This is a genomic window from Pseudomonas sp. NFPP12 (genome assembly GCF_900103205.1).
GTDB classification, from domain to species: Bacteria; Pseudomonadota; Gammaproteobacteria; order Pseudomonadales; family Pseudomonadaceae; genus Aquipseudomonas; species Aquipseudomonas protegens.
Genome location: NZ_FMWW01000002.1, coordinates 419,204 through 436,224 on the forward strand (window position 1 = coordinate 419,204; position 17,021 = coordinate 436,224).

A 17,021-nucleotide genomic window follows, 5' to 3' on the forward strand; every position below is an offset into this window, starting at 1 on the left:
TCCGATATTTATTCGCCCCTTCTTCGCGGGCAAGCCGGCACCTGCAACAGCCACGCAGAGGGCTTTGCGGCCCATCGCCACCGCACAAAAAAGCCCCGCCCGGCACAGGGCCGGGCGGGGCTGGGTGACTCGAAAACCGCCTCAGGCGACGTTCATGGTCTTGTGGGTATCGATCAGGTGCTGCACCACACTCGGGTCAGCCAGGGTCGAGATATCGCCCAGACCGTCGTACTCCGCCGTGGCGATCTTGCGCAGAATCCGCCGCATGATCTTCCCGGAACGAGTTTTCGGCAGGCCCGGCGCCCATTGGATGACGTCCGGCGAGGCGATCGGCCCGATTTCCTTGCGCACCCAGTTCTTCAATTCCAGGCGCAGGGCTTCGTTCGGCTCTTCGCCACCATTGAGGGTCACATAGACGTAGATGCCCTGCCCCTTGATGTCGTGAGGCACGCCCACCACCGCCGCTTCGGCGACCTTCGGGTGCGCAACCATGGCGCTTTCGATTTCGGCGGTACCCATGCGGTGCCCGGAGACGTTGAGCACATCGTCCACCCGACCGGTGATCCAGTAGTAGCCATCTTCGTCGCGACGGGCGCCGTCACCGGTGAAGTACATGCCACGGAAAGTCTTGAAGTAGGTATCGACGAAACGATCGTGGTCGCGGTACAGGGTCCGTGCCTGGCCTGGCCACGAGTCGAGAATCACCAGGTTGCCCTCGGCCGCGCCCTCGATGATGTTGCCCAGGTTATCCACCAGGGCCGGCACCACGCCGAAGAACGGACGCGCTGCGGAACCCGGCTTCAAGGCATGCGCCCCCGGCAGCGGGCTCATGAGGGTGGCGCCGGTTTCGGTCTGCCACCAGGTGTCGACGATCGGGCAGCGGGACTGACCGACGTTCTTGTAGTACCAGTCCCAGGCTTCCGGGTTGATCGGCTCGCCCACCGAGCCCAGCAGGCGCAGGCTGCTGCCATCGGCGCCTTCGCAGGCAGCGGTGCCCGAAGCCATCATGGCGCGGATTGCGGTCGGTGCGGTGTAGAGGATGTTGACCTTGTGCTTGTCGACGATCTTCGCCACCCGAGTGACATCCGGGTAGTTCGGCACCCCCTCGAACAGCACGGTGGTGGCGCCGTTGGCCAGCGGGCCGTAGACAATATAGGTGTGGCCGGTGACCCAGCCGACGTCGGCGGTGCACCAGTAGACTTCGCCCGGGCGGTAGTCGAACACCCGCTCATGGGTCAGCGACGCATACAGCAGGTAGCCGCCGGTGGTGTGCTGCACGCCCTTGGGCTTGCCGGTGGACCCGGAGGTATAGAGGATGAACAGCGCTTCTTCGGCGCCCATCTCTTTCGGCGCGCAGACGCTGCCGGCGACTTTCATCAAGTCTTCGTACCAGATGTCGCGGTGCTGGTTCCACTTGATGTTGCCACCGGTGCGCTTGCACACGATGACCTTCTGAATGCTGCTGGTTTCCGGGTTGGTCAGGGCATCGTCGACATTGGCCTTGAGCGGCACTTTCTTGCCGGCACGGATACCTTCGTCGGCAGTGATCACCACCTTGGAGCGGCAGTCGATGATGCGCCCGGCCAAGGCTTCAGGGGAGAAGCCGCCGAACACCACCGAGTGGATCGCGCCAATGCGGGTACAGGCCAGCATGGCCACCACCGCCTCGGGAATCATCGGCATATAGATAGTCACCACGTCGCCGCGGTGCACGTCCTGGCCACGCAGGGCGTTGGCGAACTTGCAGACTTCCTCATGCAGTTCGCGGTAGGTGATGTTGCGGCTTTCGGAAGGATCGTCGCCTTCCCAGATGATCGCGATCTGATCACCGCGCTCGGCGAGATGGCGATCCAGGCAGTTGTAGGAGACGTTCAGGGTGCCGTCGGCGAACCACTTGATATCGACATGGTGATCGTCGAAGGAGGTCTGCTTCACCGTGGTAAAAGGCTTGATCCAGTCGAGACGCTTGGCCTGTTCGCGCCAGAAACCGTCCGGGTTCACGACCGACTGCTGGTACATGGCCTTGTAGGTCGCCTCGTCAGTCAGCGTATTGGCCAAAACCTCGGGACGAACGGGATACAGAGAAGCCGCACTCATCTTTCTTACCTCGGTGACATAGTTGTTTTTGTATGACCCCGTTGTAGCCGGGGGGCGTCTATAGAACCATTCGACGATGGTAGTAACAACCCCCTGCGAAATACCCCTTCATTTGCCAAACCCCTTCAAGAATGCGCCTTACAGCGATATCCACCCTACCCAAAAAAGTTCCAGCCAGCTGCCAAACAGCCCTTTTTCGGCGATTGTTACAAAAACTGTCAAAGGTGTTTATCAAAAGTACGCCTATATGACTGCGCCCCCCGCGCCTAAAATCTGCCTCGCCCAACAGGCAATCTGATTAACCAAGTTGCAGCCCCCACGAAGGCAGTTAATCAAACTTCTACTCAAGTTCCACACGCAGCCCCATAAAGGCTGCGTGACCTCACACGACCTTAGAAAGGTAAAACGCAAATGAAAGCTTTATTAGTTCTGGCCCTCAGCAGTCTGTGCGTAACCGCGATGGCTGATGAGATCCCGACTGATGTCGCCAACCAGCAAGTACCGGTAGAGGAATACACTTACTCGACTGATCTGGATATCGCCAAAGTTATCTCCATGAGCGAAGTTCCAGAAGTATGCGAAGTTGTACCAGCGCGCATGGAATATGAAGACTCCCACGGCCAGCGGCATATTCTTCAATATCGCGTAATGGGCAACGGTTGTTCTAACGGCTAATAGCAAAGTTCATTGCACATACCTTGATGACTGCCGGCCGCAAGAAATCCCTCTTGCGGCACAGATGCCTGGTGACTACCCACCCATGGGCAGCAAAAGGCCTCAGCCTGACGACGTGCGAGCCCGGCAATCGCACGCACCTTTCCTCCTGAGGTTGCTGGCCTCCTCATGGCACCGCCACCACCTTGCGAGCAACTCCAGCGACGACTTCGACGGAGGAAATCCGGCCCCCCCCCCCCTGAAGACCTGCTCCAAGAGATTTCCCAAGGCAAGACCGAGCGATTCGAGTTGTGTTCAAAACCTCAAAAAGGCTTGCAAAAACACAACATCTAGTAAAATTGGCTATTTTTTGGCCATTTCCGGCTGTTTTTTTCAAGCGTGAAAAAAAATCTTCAACCGCCAAAGCCTTGTAAACCCGCGCTCTGCTCCAAGTCCCCCCCCTTCTCGGGCTCGCCTGCGCCCATCGGTCGCCCCACGCCCCCGAAAATATCCTTATAATGCGTCCTCAAAACGGGCCTGCAACATTCCCTTACCGGATGAAAACGACCTGCTGAATCCTGCGCAGGAGCTGGTACGCCAAGCTCCGCCCGACAGCGGTCACCAGGCACCCGGACACGTATTTCTGTTTATTGCCTGCGTTCACTGCTGCAACAAACGATTTCCAATGATTTAACGCGGCCAGCGTGCCGTGTGAAAAACCACCCCTTTTGTTTTCACACGGGCATCTGGCCCTCGAGCAGGAGACGACACGTCATGCTGAGCTGGGACGAATTCGACAAAGAAGAAGGTGAAGTTGCGGTCAAAGGCGCCAACGCCGGCCACGCTACTGAAGCCAACATGGACCGCCTCGACAGCGCCGGTGGTGCCGCCGCTCTTGAAGCCCGCGCCGTGACCGCCAGCGACTCCGCTGCCGTTGCCCGCGCCAAGGCGTCTCTGGATCAGCTCGACATCGCCGAAGGCCTGGCTGAACTGGAAGGTTCTTCCGCCCGTGTCGCGGTTGACGAGAAGCGCATGATCAACTGCCGCGCCGACCTCAACCAGCTGGTGCCGTTCAAGTATGACTGGGCCTGGCAGAAGTACCTCGACGGCTGCGCCAACCACTGGATGCCGCAAGAGGTCAACATGACCGCCGACATCGCCCTGTGGAAAAACCCGGAAGGCCTGACCGACGACGAGCGTCGCATCGTCATGCGCAACCTGGGCTTCTTCTCCACCGCCGACTCCCTGGTTGCCAACAACCTGGTACTGGCCGTGTACCGCCTGATCACCAACCCGGAATGCCGCCAGTACATCCTGCGCCAGGCGTTCGAAGAGGCGATCCACACCCACGCCTACCAGTACTGCATCGAATCGCTGGCCATGGATGAAGGCGAGATCTTCAACATGTACCACGAGATTCCATCGGTCGCGAAGAAAGCCGCCTGGGGCCTGAAGTACACCCGTTCGATCTCCGATCCGAAGTTCGAAACCGGCACCGTCGACACCGACAAGGAACTGCTGCGCAACCTGATCGCCTACTACTGCGTTCTGGAAGGCATCTTCTTCTATTGCGGCTTCACCCAGATCCTGTCCATGGGCCGTCGCAACAAAATGACCGGTGTCGCCGAGCAGTTCCAGTACATCCTGCGCGACGAATCCATGCACCTGAACTTCGGCATCGACGTGATCAACCAGATCAAGATCGAAAACCCGCACCTGTGGGATGCCGAGATGAAGGAAGAAGCGACCCAGATGATCCTCCAGGGCACCCAACTGGAGATCGAATACGCTCGCGACACCATGCCGCGCGGTGTACTGGGCATGAACGCCGCGATGATGGAGGACTACCTCAAGTTCATCGCCAACCGTCGCCTGTCGCAGATCGGCCTGAAGGAAGAGTACCCAGGTACCACCAACCCGTTCCCATGGATGAGCGAGATCATGGACTTGAAGAAAGAGAAGAACTTCTTCGAGACCCGCGTGATCGAGTATCAGACTGGCGGCGCCTTGAGCTGGGATTGATTCCCGGATCAATGACACAAACAAGAAGCCCTGACCTGGTCAGGGCTTTTTTATTGGCCGCACCAATGTACACAGGGACTGGTTCATCAAAGTACGTGCAGGCGGCATGACCTGCCGCTATAAAGAACCCTCTTCCGCTTAAGGATCAAAGCGCCCATGAAATTCGATACTGCGTACTGCATCAGCCTCGACGACAAGTTGTCGATCTATGACGTGCGTGATCTGAATTTCGATGAAACCCTGGTCTTCGATTCGGCCAGGGAAAGTTTCCAGTGCCCCAACGATGAATGCCGCGCAGCGTTCGATAGCACTAATCAACTGGGCACTTTCAACGCCAAGAACGTCAACTACATCCGCACGCCGCATTTCAAGAACCTGCCCGCCACGCTTCATATGGAAGGATGCCCTTATGGGGTCAGCAAAAGCGCCGGTAGCGTGGAAGGCACCGCGACCGAAGAGGAACGCGAGGAGCATTTCCCCTCGGAGCTGCTCTTAAGCCGCCGTGAATACGTGCGCAAGCCGGCCAGCCCCCAAGCGGCAGTGGATGCCCCACAGGACACTCCGCCAGCCGCTAAGGCCAGTTCGCACAAGCCCCATCCCGGGCGCGACACTACCCCGGACAAGACCAGCGTCTTCGCCCACCCAGTGGAGTGCTTTGTGTCGAACATCGACGACAAGGAACTGCTCAAGCGCATGCCGCTGAAGGTCGGCGAACACACGGCCAGCTACGCCTCGTTCTTCAAGAAGATCGAGTACCTGCTGGACAACAAGGGGCTGATCTACTGGGGCAAGATCAAGGAGATCAAGGATTACACCCAGAGCTTTCGCATCGATTTCGAGCAGAAAGTCTGGTTCAAGGCCGAGGGCGAAACCAAGAAGAAGCCCTACTCGGTCAATGTCTACCTGAGCAAGAAGCTGATCGACAGCTACCGCAAGCGCAAAGCCTTCCTCGAGGAGATCAAGGGCGCCGCCGACAGCCAGCGGGAGCTGTACTGTTTCTTCTATGGCGTGACGCCGGCGCTCAAGCAAGTGCCGAGCAAGAAAGACCCCGAGTCGACCTTCGGGGTCTTCAGCGCCAATATCGAGAACCTGGATCACTTCGTGATCCGTGAGGCGCCGGGGCTGGAAGCAAAATAACCTCCTTCGGTTTCAATGCTTGGGCAGCTCCAGAGCGACGGCCCCGGGGTGCTTCCTGACCAACGCATACGGCAGCACCGCCCACTCAGGCCCGTCACAGGCCCGCGCTACCCGAGGAAAGTAGGCCTTGAGGAACAGCCCCTTGGGAGTGAAGTACCAACTGTTATCGCCCCAGACGCTCTCATCGCTGTAGTTGCAGCCCTCGTCGGGGTCGGTAGGCTCGCGCATCTTGTCGGGGTACAAGGCGCGAAACTGCTGGACCAGCCAGGGTGCCAGTTTTTCCTGGTTGTATTCGTAGAGGCCTGTGCGCTCAGCTTCGGTGAGACGAGTGTCTCCTTTGCCATTGCGGTCGCTGTGCAATAGCGGTTGGCCTTGCCCCACCCAGAGCACATCGGACAGTGACAACGGGTGGCCACTGTTCACGTCGATACTCATGGGGGAGTCGCCAAAGTCCGGGTGAGCACCGCCGCAGGAATAGCTGGTGGAGATATTCACGCTCAGTACCGCCGGTGAGAAGAACTGTGGTTTTACCGTCTGCATGAATTCGCCCCCCTGGGAGCCGGCTCCCAGCAGGCACTCGTGGTAGGCGCTCACCTCGCGCCACAGACGCTCCATCAACAACTGATTGAGACGCTGTTGCTGAGCTTCCGGGTAACCGCCGACCACCTTGAACATCGACAGCTTCGACCCTGGCTCACTCCACCATTGCAGGGTGTAACCCATGAAGCTCTGCTGCTTGCCCTGCTTGAGGGCCAGGCCCTGCAGGCGCAGGTATTCGTACAGATCATTCGGATAAAGCTGCGCCAGATAGGGCAACGCATCCGGCTTGGGCGCCTCAGCCTTGGCCGTGGACAACTGCACATCGAGAGTCTTGCCCTTGGAATCCTGCCACTGTCCCTGCCAGCCATCGCCAGTTTGCTGCAACTTGAAGGTGGGCAGGGCCGCCTGCTCATCGTCAGGGCGGCCTCCTCCTTCCCGCAGCTCCAGCGCCTGCCCGACAAGCGTGCCGTTGAGTGCCAGATCATGGTGATACTTCTGATAGAAATATCGCCCTGTGACGTCCTTGGGATCGTCGGTATTGATTTCCAGCACAATCGGCATCTTGCCCAGAGTGCCGCTGAGAACCTGTCGAGAGGGCGAGGCCTGCAGGCCCTGAAGGTAGATACACAGCAACAGGGCACCGAGGATCTGGCGCATCAATCCGTTGAACATGGAAACTCCCTTGCATGAAAAGGCCGCCAGCGTCGTCAACAGCGCCTGGGCCTGTGGTAAGCGACGAGCAATTATGGACCGGCGCCCCAGGACAATCGAGCGGCCAAGCGTGACGCTTCTATCACTTCAGGCACATGCTCAGCAGCACCAGAAACAACAGACCGATGTAAACCCTCGCATGTACCCGGTCAGGGATCCTGCCGATCCAGGGCGCGGCCAGACGAATACCCAGCAACGAACCCAGGGTGAGGACAAAAAACGCCAGCAGGTCGACATAACCGACAAACCAGGGCCCCAGATCGAAGCGGCTATAGCCTGCCAGCGCCATATAGGTCGCAGTACCCGCCAGCGCCACGGGGACACTCAGCGGATTGGCCATGGAGGTGGCCTGGGTCATGCTCAGGCCGCAGCGACGTAGCAGGGGAACAGTCATGACACTGCCGCCCACTCCGAGAAAGGTAGCAATGACGCCTATTCCTACACCGCCAAAGAGCGTTTCGCCTGATCCCAGGTCACGGGTTTTCTGCCCTACCGACTGTTCAAGAAACCCCCGGCGCAGCAGGCAGTCGGCAATGGTCAGGCCCAGGTAGGCAATAAAGGCATAGCGGATCACCTCGCCACTCACCCACATGGCCCCCGCCGCGCCAACTATCGCCCCCAGCCCGATATAGCCACCCAGGGGCCACAGATAGCGGCGGACAAGATTGCCTGCGCGCTGGTGCCTGCCGGTGGCAACCAGGGCGTTGACGATCATCACGCAGGTCGAAGTGGCTACCGCGACATGCATCGCCGCCTGCCCCACCGCCGAATCGGCGCCCTGGCTGCCGAGCAACATCCAGTACAGCAGCGGCACCACCACAAACCCGCCACCAAAGCCGAACAGCACGGCGCTGATGCCCGTCATGCAACCAAAAAGTGCCAACAGTAGATAGAACATCAAGGCGTTTCCATTCAGGTAGACGCCCTGGAAGATAGAACCCCAGCGCTTGGCCGGCTTCAGCAAATTGGCCAATAATGTTTGCGTTTACGCCAAATACGGGACTGTGTCGGCATGCGCAATATCTCCATCGACCAACTGGATCAGACCCCGCGTCCCGTGCTCGCCATTGGCACCGACTACCCAGACGGGCAACGCCTGCCGCGCCATCGGCATCGGCGGGCACAACTGCTCTATGGCGCCACCGGAGTGATGCAGGTCAGTACCGATCAGGGCAACTGGGTGGTGCCACCGCAGCGGGCGGTGTGGATTCCACCGGGGGTGGAACATGAGGTGCTGATGCTTGGGGTCAGCACTCGCAGCCTGTATATCGAGCCGGCTGCGGCGCCACTGGACAGCAGCGGCTGCCGGGTCATCGGCATCTCGCCACTGCTGCGCCAGCTACTGCTGGAAGCAGTGGACATGCCCCTGGAATACGACCTGGACGGGCGCGACGGGCTGCTGATCAACCTGCTGCTGCACGAAATCCAGCGTTGCCCTGGCCTGCCGCTGCACATTCCCTTGCCGGCCGGCGGCCCACTGCTGGAGTTGTGCCGGGCTTTTCTCGCCCGGCCCGATGTCCATCAATCCCCCCTGCATTGGGCAGACCGACTGCATGTCAGCCTGCGTACCTTCAATCGCTGGTTTCGCCAGGAGACCGATATGAGCTTCGTGCAGTGGCGGCAACGGGCCTGCGTGATCCAGGCCCTGGCCCGGCTGGCGGCCGCGGAGCCGGTAACCCGAATCGCCCTGGACCTGGGTTATGACAGCCCTGGCGCGTTCTCCACCATGTTCCGTCGGGTGCTGGGGCAATCCCCCAGCACCTACCTGAATCAAGAGCATCCCGCCCCTGGAAAAGCCTTGTGACCAAAGGCTGGCGCAGTGGCAGAAATTGAGTTTGATCCGGACGCAAAACAACTGTACAAATATCCAGTACAAAGCCAACGCACTGCCTAACCTCCCGGAGAAAACCATGGCCTCTCTCGCGATGAAAATCACCCTGGAACGTATCGCTCTCTATCAATTCACCCCACAACACTGTGCCCAGGCCCGGGACATGCTGGGCTGGGACATGGATCAGCTGTCCCGCGAGTCCGCGGTCTCGGTGCAAGCCATCCAGCGCTTCGAAGCGGGCTACGAGGTCCGTGACGTAACCCGCCTGGCCCTGGCGTTCTGCCTTGAGGCCCAGGGCCTGGTGTTCTTCCCGGGCTTCACCCCGGGCCGCGGCATGAACATCAAGGGAGCCACTCCCAACCCGATGGAGCGGCCCGACTACGCCCTGATCGAATGATCCAGCCGCCTGGGCAGGTGCTCGTACAAGGCCGGTACTGGCAGAGGGGTCGAGCCCGGACGAACCCGCGGGCAGGCCAGGGTTTTGATCCAGGCCTCATGGCGCCGCAAACGGCGGATGCCATGGTCACCATCCTCATAACCCGCCGCCCGGGTGAAGAAGGCCTGGGTCAGGCGGATTTGACGCCCGCCTGCTCCAGTGCACCTTCCACCTCCAGCCACCAGGCGGCTCCCCGCTGCGGCTGCGCCAGGTTGAAGGCTTCGCCCATTTGCGGCGTGGTGATGTTGGTACTGCGCTCCCAGGCCAGGGCCAGGATGCGGTCGAAGGGTTCGTGCCAGGCGTGCATCGCCAGGTCGAAGGTGCCGTTGTGGATCGGTAGCAGCCAACGACCTTGCAGGTCGATGTGGGCCTGCAGAGTCTGCTCGGGCTGCATGTGCACATGGGGCCATTCGACGTTGTAGGCCCCGGTTTCCATCAGTGTCAGGTCGAATGGGCCGTACTGCTGGCCGATACGCTTGAAACCGTCGAAATAACCGGTATCGCCGCTGAAGAAGATCCGCGTGGGGCCATCGATCATCACCCAGGAGGCCCACAAGGTCCGGTTGCCATCGAACAGACCACGCCCGGAAAAGTGCTGCGATGGGGTGGCAACGAAACGGACGCCAGCGACCTCACAGCCCTGCCACCAGTCCAGTTGCCGGACCTTGGCCGCCGGCACGCCCCACTTGATCAGGGTATCGCCCACCCCCAGCGGGGTGAGGAAATGCCGAGTCTTGTCCGCCAGGACCAGCACGGTCTTGTGATCAAGGTGATCGTAATGATCATGAGACAGGATCACCGCCTCGATATCGGGCAATTGCTCCAGGCTGATCGGCGGCTGGTGAAAGCGCTTCGGCCCGGCCCATTGCACGGGTGACGCGCGCTCGGCAAACACCGGATCGGTGATCCAGAACTTGCCGCGCATCTTCAGCAGCACGGTGGAATGCCCCAGGCGGTAGACGCTGTGATCGGGCGCCGCCAGCAACTGCTCGCGGGTCAGCGGCTGCACCGGAATGGCTCCGGCCGGGCGGGTATTGCGCGGCTTGTGGAACAACATGTTCCAGAAGATCTGCAGGGTCTTGCCAAAGCCGGCACGACGCACCGGCGCATGGTTGCGAAAAGCCCCCTGCTCCTGGCGCGAGGTTTCCTCGCGGGGAGCACGGGTGATGCTTGACGAGACAGTGGCCATGATTGAAATGACTCCATGGAACGCAGCAAGGTTGCGACGTGGTATTGCGGGACGATCTACTGGCCAAGGCACGCAAGCATCAGCCGCCAATCATCGTTTCAAGGACGAACTACACTACACAGTGTAGTTTCTACATTGCAACAGGAAACAGACGAAGTAGACTGCCGAGTGTTTTTACCGACCACCCTGACCGAACCCAACTTATGACAGCCCCGAAGCGCCTCACCGACCTCAAACGCAGTGCCATCGTCCAGGCGGCGATCAGTGAATTTCGCACCAGCGGTTTCGAGATCACCAGCATGGACAAGATTGCCGCTACGGCTGGGGTGTCCAAGCGCACGGTGTACAACCACTTCCCCAGCAAGGAGGAACTGTTCGCCGAGATCCTGCACCAGCTCTGGGCCAGCATCAGCGCGCAATCGGAAATCATCTACCGCAGCGACCTGCCCCTGCGCGAGCAGTTGGAAAAGGTCGTGCGGGCCAAGCTGCAACTGCTGGCGGACGACAACTTTCTCGATCTGGCCCGGGTGGCCATCGCCGCAGCCATTCACTCGCCGGAACGGGCGCAGAACATGGTGGCGCGGCTTGGCGAACGGGAAGAAGGCCTGACCCTGTGGATTCGCGGCGCCCTGGCCGACGGTCGCCTCAAGCCGGTAGACCCGGAATTCGCCGCGACCCAGATGCACGGCCTGCTCAAGAGCTTCGCCTTCTGGCCGCAGATCACCATGGGCCAGGCGCCACTGGCAACAGGCATGCAAAATCAGGTCGTCGAGTCGGCGCTGGACATGTTCCTGGGCCACTACCAGGCCTGAGTTCCCGGGGCATCTGTGCGCGCCGAACCGCAGCCGGCGGTCGCCACCACTGTGAAATGGCTTGGAAGGACACTGATTATTCTCACTGGAATAAATGACAATATTCACCAGACTGATCCGATAAACGGCTAAGCCGAAAAAACACCATAAGGTGTTTCAGTACAGAACCTGGTGCAGGAATTTATGGAAAACCAACGCGGCAAGGGGCTGTCATTTGCCCGGCGCATCTATCGGCCAAGGATCATCGGCCTGGGTATTGGCGGTATCAGTGTATTCGCCACCCTCTACCCCCTTGCACTGCCCGGTTGGATCTGGGCCCTGCTCCTGTTCCACGGCCTGCTCTGGCCTCACCTGGCCTATCAACTCTCCACCCGTTCTACCTTTCCCTACCAGGCAGAACGTCGCAACCTGCTGTATGACTCGATGCTGGGCGGTTTCTGGGCTGCCACCATGCAGTTCAATCCCCTGCCCGCCGTCACCATCCTGTCGATGATGGCCATGAACAATGTGGCCGCCGGGGGGGTGCGTCTGTTCATCCGTGGCGCTCTGGCCCAGGGCATCGGGGTCCTGTTGTCCTGGTCGCTGTTCGGCGCCAGCTTCAATACCCGGATCAGCCCGCTGCAGATCTATGCCTGCCTGCCGATGCTCACGCTCTATCCGCTGGCCGTGGGCATGGTCTGCTACCGGCTGGCGATCAAGCTGTCCGAGCACAAGCGCGCCCTGAGCGCCCTGAGCCGCACCGACAGCCTCACCGGTCTGCTCAACCACGGCTCCTGGAAAGACCTGCTGCATATCAAGTTCCACAAATGCCAGCAGCAACAGATCGATGCCAGCATCGCCCTGATCGACATCGACCACTTCAAGGCGATCAACGACACCTACGGACACATCATCGGCGATACGGTGCTGCGCCATCTGAGCAACGAACTGCGGCGCAACCTGCGTCACGACGACCTCGCCGGCCGCTACGGCGGTGACGAGTTCTGCGTGATCCTGCCGCGCATGGACCGCCAGCAGGCACTGGAGGTCATGGAACGCCTGCGCCAGGTCTTCAGCCAGTACCGGCATCCGCAAGTGGCTGAACTGAAAGTCAGCCTGAGCATCGGCCTGGCCGCCTTCGACCGCGAATTCCAGGACCCTTCAAGTTGGCTCAACGCCGCCGACAAGGCCCTGTACCTGGCGAAAAACAGTGGCCGCAATCGAATTGCCAGCAATGACGACGAGGCTCATTCCCGGCAAACACAAATGGCATAAAAACCTAAAAAACTTATACAAAAAGGGAGTAAAAAACATTTTTGTACAACTTTATTTGGATTTATCCCGATAATTGCCATCATAATGCCGCCACTTCGCTACCGCACAAGACCTCCATTCGGGGACAAATGCCGCAGCCCATCAATCCAACTAAATCGATTCGCAGCCACTACGTCTCCTCTTGATGCGGCCAACGATGCACGCCAGCAACGTCGCCCGCGTCATCGCTGCGAATTTATCTGTCAGTCATGGAACGCTGGCATTGAGCAGATAATGCCGAACGCTGGGGAGCATTCGGCATACCGGCGAACTCAATAGGGATCGACGCGACGTTTCTCCCACAGAGCACCAGCTACCATGCTATTCAACCGCCACAACAAGACCATCGATTCCCTGCAGCAAACCATTGCCGAACAATCCCGAATGCTGGAAGCCATCGATCGCTCCATGGCGGTGATCGAATTCGACCTGCAGGGCAACGTCCTGCGAGCCAACGCCAACTTTCTCCAGACCCTGGGCTATCGCGAAGACCAGGTGACAGGCCAGCCGCACCGCCTGTTCTGCACCCCGGAGTACGTTCGCAGCAGCGACTACCAGCAATTGTGGAACCGACTCAGAAGCGGCCAGTTCGAATCCGGCACCTTCGAACGGGTGGCCAGCAACGGCCAGAGCCTGTGGCTGGAAGCCAGCTACAACCCCATCCGCGACGCATCCGGCGCAGTGTACAAAGTGGTCAAGTACGCCCTGGATGTCACCGCCCGAGTGCAGGAAGAGGTGGAGGCACGAAACAAGCTGGACGCCATCGACCGGGCCATGGCGGTGATCGAGTTCAACCTCGACGGCAGCATCATCGGTGCCAACAGCAATTTCCTCAGCCGCATGGGCTACAGCCTGGCCGAGATCAAGGGCAAGCATCACCGCATGTTCTGCAAACCCGAGCTGATCAACAGCAGCGCCTACCAGGACTTCTGGAACCGCCTGAACCGGGGTGAGTTCTTCAACGGTCAGTTCGAGCGGATCGACAGGCACGGACGTACGCTGTGGCTGGAAGCCAACTACAACCCGGTCTACGACGCCAGCGGGCGCCTGTGCAAAGTGGTCAAGTACGCCGCCGACGTCACCCAGCAGGTGGAAAAACACGAACAGGATGCCCAGAGCGCGAGCCAGGCTTATCACATCTCGGTGCAGACCCGAAAAGTCGCCGAACAAGGCACCGGAGTGATCCAGCAAGCCGCCAGCGAAATGCGCCAGATCGCCGAGAACATCGAGGGTTCTTCATCGCTGATCGCGCGCCTGGGCGAACGCTCCGAGCAGATCACCGCCATCGTCAACACCATCCGCGCCATTGCCGACCAGACCAACCTGCTGGCTCTGAACGCCGCCATCGAAGCGGCCCGGGCCGGGGACCAGGGCCGTGGTTTTGCCGTGGTGGCCGATGAAGTCCGGCAATTGGCGGCGCGCACCAGCGGCTCGACAGCGGAAATCTCCAGCATGATCGACATGATCCAGAACGAAACGCAGCAAGCCATCAAGAGCATGGACGGTACCCGGGAGCGGGCGGCCAAGGGCGTGCAACTGGCGGATCAGGCGGGCACGGTGATCCTGCAGATTCGCGACGGTGCCAGCGAGGCGGTAGAGGCCGTGAGCATGTTCGCCAACGAACGCGGCGCCCCCTGAGGGCAGGCTTTCCCGGCATTGGGAGCGACGTCGGGCCTGGCCCGGGAGGCTATAGTGGCCTGACGTCCCAGTGCCTGGCGGAGGCCATCATGAGTTCCAGCGACACCCCGAAGAAAACCACTCCGGTCATCGACCACCTGCGCTTTCATCGCGCCCATGCCCACCTGGCGCCGACCTTCGGCACCGATAACTTCGCCTTGAAGGCCGAAGCCTTCGCCCGGTTCTTCGGCACCCCGACCTTCCTCGGCGCCCAAACCCTGGTGGTGCTGGTCTGGGTGGCCCTGAACCTGACCGGCGTCACCCATTTCGACGTCTATCCCTTCATCCTGCTGAACCTGGCCTTCAGCCTGCAATCGGCCTATGCCGCCCCGCTGATTCTCCTTGCACAGACCCGCCAGGCCGCGCGGGACAAGGCCCAGGCGGATGCCGATGCGCAGCACCGCGAAGCCCTGGCCGTTGCCAACAGCGAACGCCAGGCCCAGGCCGCACAGACCACCACGCAACTGATGGAGCTGCTGGAACAGAACACCCGCCTGACCGAAATGACCAAGCAACTGACCGAGCGCATCGAGAATCTCACCAGCGAGATGCATGAGCATTTCGTGCGCAAGGATCAATCCAAGGCCTGAAGGCCTCAGGGCCAGCGCAGGTGCCGCGCCAACTCGTCGAACAGTGTCACCACCGAACGCAAGGCCCGACAGTCCGGGCGGGTCAGCAGCCACAGGGCGGTTTCCTGGCCCAGGGGTTCACTCAACGCTTCCAGCCCGGCGCTGCCCACCAGGAAATCCGGCAGCGCGGCCACGCCCAGGCCAGCGCGCACCAGCTCGGTAACCGAAAGCATGCTGTTGCAGCGGTAACTGGGCTGTACGCCGGGCCATTGCTGGCGACGCCAGACCACGGTGGGGTGATCGGGCAGGAAATCGTCCGGGGCGATCCAGGCCAGCCGCGACAGATCAGTGCAGTCGACCCGTTGCCGATAGGCCGGGCTGGTGCATACCCGGTAGGACACCGCCCCCAGGCAGCGCCCCACCAGGTGCTCTGGAGGCCTCGCGGTCAGGCGCACGGCAATATCCGCATCACGCCGGTTGAGATTGGCGAAATCATTGGACGTGCACAGCTCGATGACCAGTGCCGGGTAGTTCGCCATGAACTGCGCCAGGGCCGGCAGCAACAGGCCTTGCAACACCGAATCGGTACAAGTCAGGCGTACCGTGCCGCTGACCACTTCGCCGCCCCGGGCCACGCCGATACGCGCCGCTTCCAGGGCCTGTTCAGCATGTTCTGCCTGCTGCGCCAGGGCCTGGGCCAGGCTGGTGGGCAAGTAGCCGGCGCGGCTCTTGTCGAACAACTGCTGGCCCAGCCCGGCCTCCAGCCGGCGCACGGCGCGAAACACCGTCGAGACATCGACCTTGAGCAGGGCCGAAGCACGCGCCAGGGAGCCGCCGCGAACCAGGGCCAGGATCAATGAGAGATCGGGGTAGTCCAACTGATAGTGCGCTGGTGCAATGATCATTTGGGTAAACGCCAATATTGATTGCGTAGGCGCCAATTTATAGTGGGCCCAGGCCATCGACAAGTCAGGGTCACAACCGGAGAGTTCCATGCATCCACAGGTACCAGCACCGACCATTCGTATCGCCCTGGTGGGGGATTACGACCCACAGATCACCGCGCACCAGGCCATCCCCCTGGCCCTGGAGCGGGCAGCGCAGGAGGGTGCCGGCCCAGTGGAATACCAGTGGCTGGCAACCGCCGATCTGCACCAGGAGAAAGACTTGGAGGGTTTCCACGGTATCTGGTGTGTCCCCGGCAGCCCCTACCGCAACATCGAGGGTGCCCTGCTGGCGATCCGCGTGGCGCGTGAACAGCAGCGGCCATTTCTCGGTACCTGTGGCGGCTTTCAGCACGCGGTCCTGGAATACGCCCGCAATGTGCTGGGCTGGGCGGATGCTGAACACGGCGAAACCGCGCCCGACACCGAGCGCGTGCTGCTCACGCCCTTGAGTTGCGCCCTGGTGGAAGCCCGGGGCTCGATTCAGTTGCGCGCCAACAGCCGCATCGCCAGGGCCTACGGCACAACCTGCATCGAGGAAGGTTATCGCTGCCGCTATGGCGTCAATCCGGACTTCGCTGGCGCCCTGCTCAGCGGCACCTTGCTCCCCACTGGCCATGACAGCGCCGGCGACCTGCGCAGCCTGGAACTGGACGAGCATCCGTTCTTCGTCGCCACCCTGTTCCAACCCGAGCGCGCGGCCCTCCAGGACCGCACACCGCCTCTGGTCAGGGCGTTGCTCACGGCCTGCCGGGAGTGCCAAGCATGACTGACCGGACTCCCGCACCGCCCTACTACGCCGTGATTTTCAGTTCCCAGCGCGGTGAAGCCGACCCCGCCTATGAACAGGCAGCCGAACGCATGCTCGAACTGGCGCGCCAGCAGCCGGGGTTTCTCGGGGTCGAATCGGCACGAGGTGAGGACGGCTTCGGCATCACCGTGTCGTACTGGAGCAGCGAAGCGGCGATCCTGGCCTGGAAGCAGCACCCCGAACACAGCGCGATCCGCGAGCGCGGTCGGGCACAGTGGTATCGCCAGTTCAGCACCCGGGTGAGCAAGGTCCAACGGGCTTACGGCTTTCCAGGCTGAGCCCGCTTCAGGCACGGATT

The 17,021-nt window shown here is 60.8% G+C and carries 16 protein-coding genes; 11 read left to right on the top strand and 5 right to left on the bottom strand.

Annotated elements, in window-relative coordinates:
* Nucleotides 1-141 precede the first annotated feature (141 nt).
* Complete coding sequence (gene acs, locus BLS75_RS09495) at nt 142-2,097, bottom strand: acetate--CoA ligase (RefSeq protein ID WP_011062778.1); 1,956 nt, start codon at nt 2,095-2,097, stop codon at nt 142-144.
* Nucleotides 2,098-2,508: 411 nt separating this feature from the next.
* Between acs and BLS75_RS09500 the strand changes: the two genes are divergently transcribed.
* The 3 genes from BLS75_RS09500 to BLS75_RS09510 all read left to right on the top strand — a co-directional run bounded on the left by BLS75_RS09500 (nt 2,509) and on the right by BLS75_RS09510 (nt 5,910).
* Complete coding sequence (locus BLS75_RS09500) at nt 2,509-2,772, top strand: DUF2790 domain-containing protein (protein WP_011062779.1); 264 nt, start codon at nt 2,509-2,511, stop codon at nt 2,770-2,772.
* A gap of 753 nt (nt 2,773-3,525) precedes the next feature.
* Nucleotides 3,526-4,773: a ribonucleotide-diphosphate reductase subunit beta gene (locus BLS75_RS09505; RefSeq protein WP_011062780.1), complete on the top strand. Its 1,248-nt coding sequence runs from the start codon at nt 3,526-3,528 to the stop codon at nt 4,771-4,773.
* A 156-nt stretch (nt 4,774-4,929) separates the two neighbouring features.
* Nucleotides 4,930-5,910: a hypothetical protein gene (locus BLS75_RS09510; protein ID WP_072450717.1), complete on the top strand. Its 981-nt coding sequence runs from the start codon at nt 4,930-4,932 to the stop codon at nt 5,908-5,910.
* 12 nt (nt 5,911-5,922) lie between these two features.
* On the opposite strand, the gene BLS75_RS09515 is transcribed toward BLS75_RS09510, so the two are convergent.
* Together BLS75_RS09515 and BLS75_RS09520 are read right to left on the bottom strand one after the other, a co-directional pair.
* Nucleotides 5,923-7,122: a hypothetical protein gene (locus BLS75_RS09515; protein ID WP_072450718.1), complete on the bottom strand. Its 1,200-nt coding sequence runs from the start codon at nt 7,120-7,122 to the stop codon at nt 5,923-5,925.
* 121 nt (nt 7,123-7,243) lie between these two features.
* Nucleotides 7,244-8,059 (bottom strand): sulfite exporter TauE/SafE family protein, encoded by an 816-nt coding sequence (locus BLS75_RS09520; protein ID WP_011062783.1) that lies wholly within the window; start codon nt 8,057-8,059, stop codon nt 7,244-7,246.
* Nucleotides 8,060-8,173: 114 nt separating this feature from the next.
* Here BLS75_RS09520 and BLS75_RS09525 point away from each other — a divergent pair, with 114 nt between their 5' ends.
* Together BLS75_RS09525 and BLS75_RS09530 are read left to right on the top strand one after the other, a co-directional pair.
* On the top strand, nt 8,174-8,965 hold the full coding sequence (locus BLS75_RS09525; RefSeq protein ID WP_011062784.1) for an AraC family transcriptional regulator: 792 nt from the start codon (nt 8,174-8,176) through the stop codon (nt 8,963-8,965).
* 106 nt (nt 8,966-9,071) lie between these two features.
* Nucleotides 9,072-9,389, top strand: coding sequence for an XRE family transcriptional regulator (locus tag BLS75_RS09530; protein WP_026020019.1), 318 nt, complete (start codon nt 9,072-9,074; stop codon nt 9,387-9,389).
* Nucleotides 9,390-9,558: 169 nt separating this feature from the next.
* Here BLS75_RS09530 and BLS75_RS09535 read toward each other — a convergent pair whose 3' ends face one another.
* Nucleotides 9,559-10,617 (bottom strand): MBL fold metallo-hydrolase, encoded by a 1,059-nt coding sequence (locus BLS75_RS09535; protein ID WP_072450719.1) that lies wholly within the window; start codon nt 10,615-10,617, stop codon nt 9,559-9,561.
* Nucleotides 10,618-10,820: 203 nt separating this feature from the next.
* Here BLS75_RS09535 and BLS75_RS09540 point away from each other — a divergent pair, with 203 nt between their 5' ends.
* The 4 genes from BLS75_RS09540 (at nt 10,821) to BLS75_RS09555 (ending at nt 14,989) form a co-directional block, all read left to right on the top strand.
* On the top strand, nt 10,821-11,429 hold the full coding sequence (locus BLS75_RS09540) for a TetR/AcrR family transcriptional regulator (protein ID WP_011062787.1): 609 nt from the start codon (nt 10,821-10,823) through the stop codon (nt 11,427-11,429).
* A 183-nt stretch (nt 11,430-11,612) separates the two neighbouring features.
* The gene (locus BLS75_RS09545) at nt 11,613-12,683 is read left to right on the top strand and encodes a diguanylate cyclase (protein WP_072450720.1); all 1,071 of its coding nucleotides are present in this window, start codon (nt 11,613-11,615) and stop codon (nt 12,681-12,683) included.
* Nucleotides 12,684-13,040: 357 nt separating this feature from the next.
* Nucleotides 13,041-14,360 carry a methyl-accepting chemotaxis protein gene (locus tag BLS75_RS09550; protein ID WP_072450721.1) on the top strand — a complete coding sequence of 440 codons (1,320 nt, stop codon included), beginning with the start codon at nt 13,041-13,043 and terminating at the stop codon, nt 14,358-14,360.
* Between the two features lie 89 nt (nt 14,361-14,449).
* Nucleotides 14,450-14,989: a DUF1003 domain-containing protein gene (locus BLS75_RS09555; RefSeq protein WP_072450722.1), complete on the top strand. Its 540-nt coding sequence runs from the start codon at nt 14,450-14,452 to the stop codon at nt 14,987-14,989.
* 5 nt (nt 14,990-14,994) lie between these two features.
* Here BLS75_RS09555 and BLS75_RS09560 read toward each other — a convergent pair whose 3' ends face one another.
* Nucleotides 14,995-15,873: a LysR family transcriptional regulator gene (locus tag BLS75_RS09560; RefSeq protein WP_072450723.1), complete on the bottom strand. Its 879-nt coding sequence runs from the start codon at nt 15,871-15,873 to the stop codon at nt 14,995-14,997.
* A gap of 88 nt (nt 15,874-15,961) precedes the next feature.
* On the opposite strand from BLS75_RS09560, the gene BLS75_RS09565 reads away from it, so the two are divergent.
* Nucleotides 15,962-16,681: a CTP synthase C-terminal region-related (seleno)protein gene (locus tag BLS75_RS09565; RefSeq protein ID WP_072450724.1), complete on the top strand. Its 720-nt coding sequence runs from the start codon at nt 15,962-15,964 to the stop codon at nt 16,679-16,681.
* Nucleotides 16,678-17,001, top strand: coding sequence for an antibiotic biosynthesis monooxygenase family protein (locus BLS75_RS09570; RefSeq protein WP_011062793.1), 324 nt, complete (start codon nt 16,678-16,680; stop codon nt 16,999-17,001). The genes BLS75_RS09565 and BLS75_RS09570 overlap by 4 nt, the downstream gene beginning before the upstream one ends.
* The last annotated feature ends 20 nt before the right edge of the window (nt 17,002-17,021 follow it).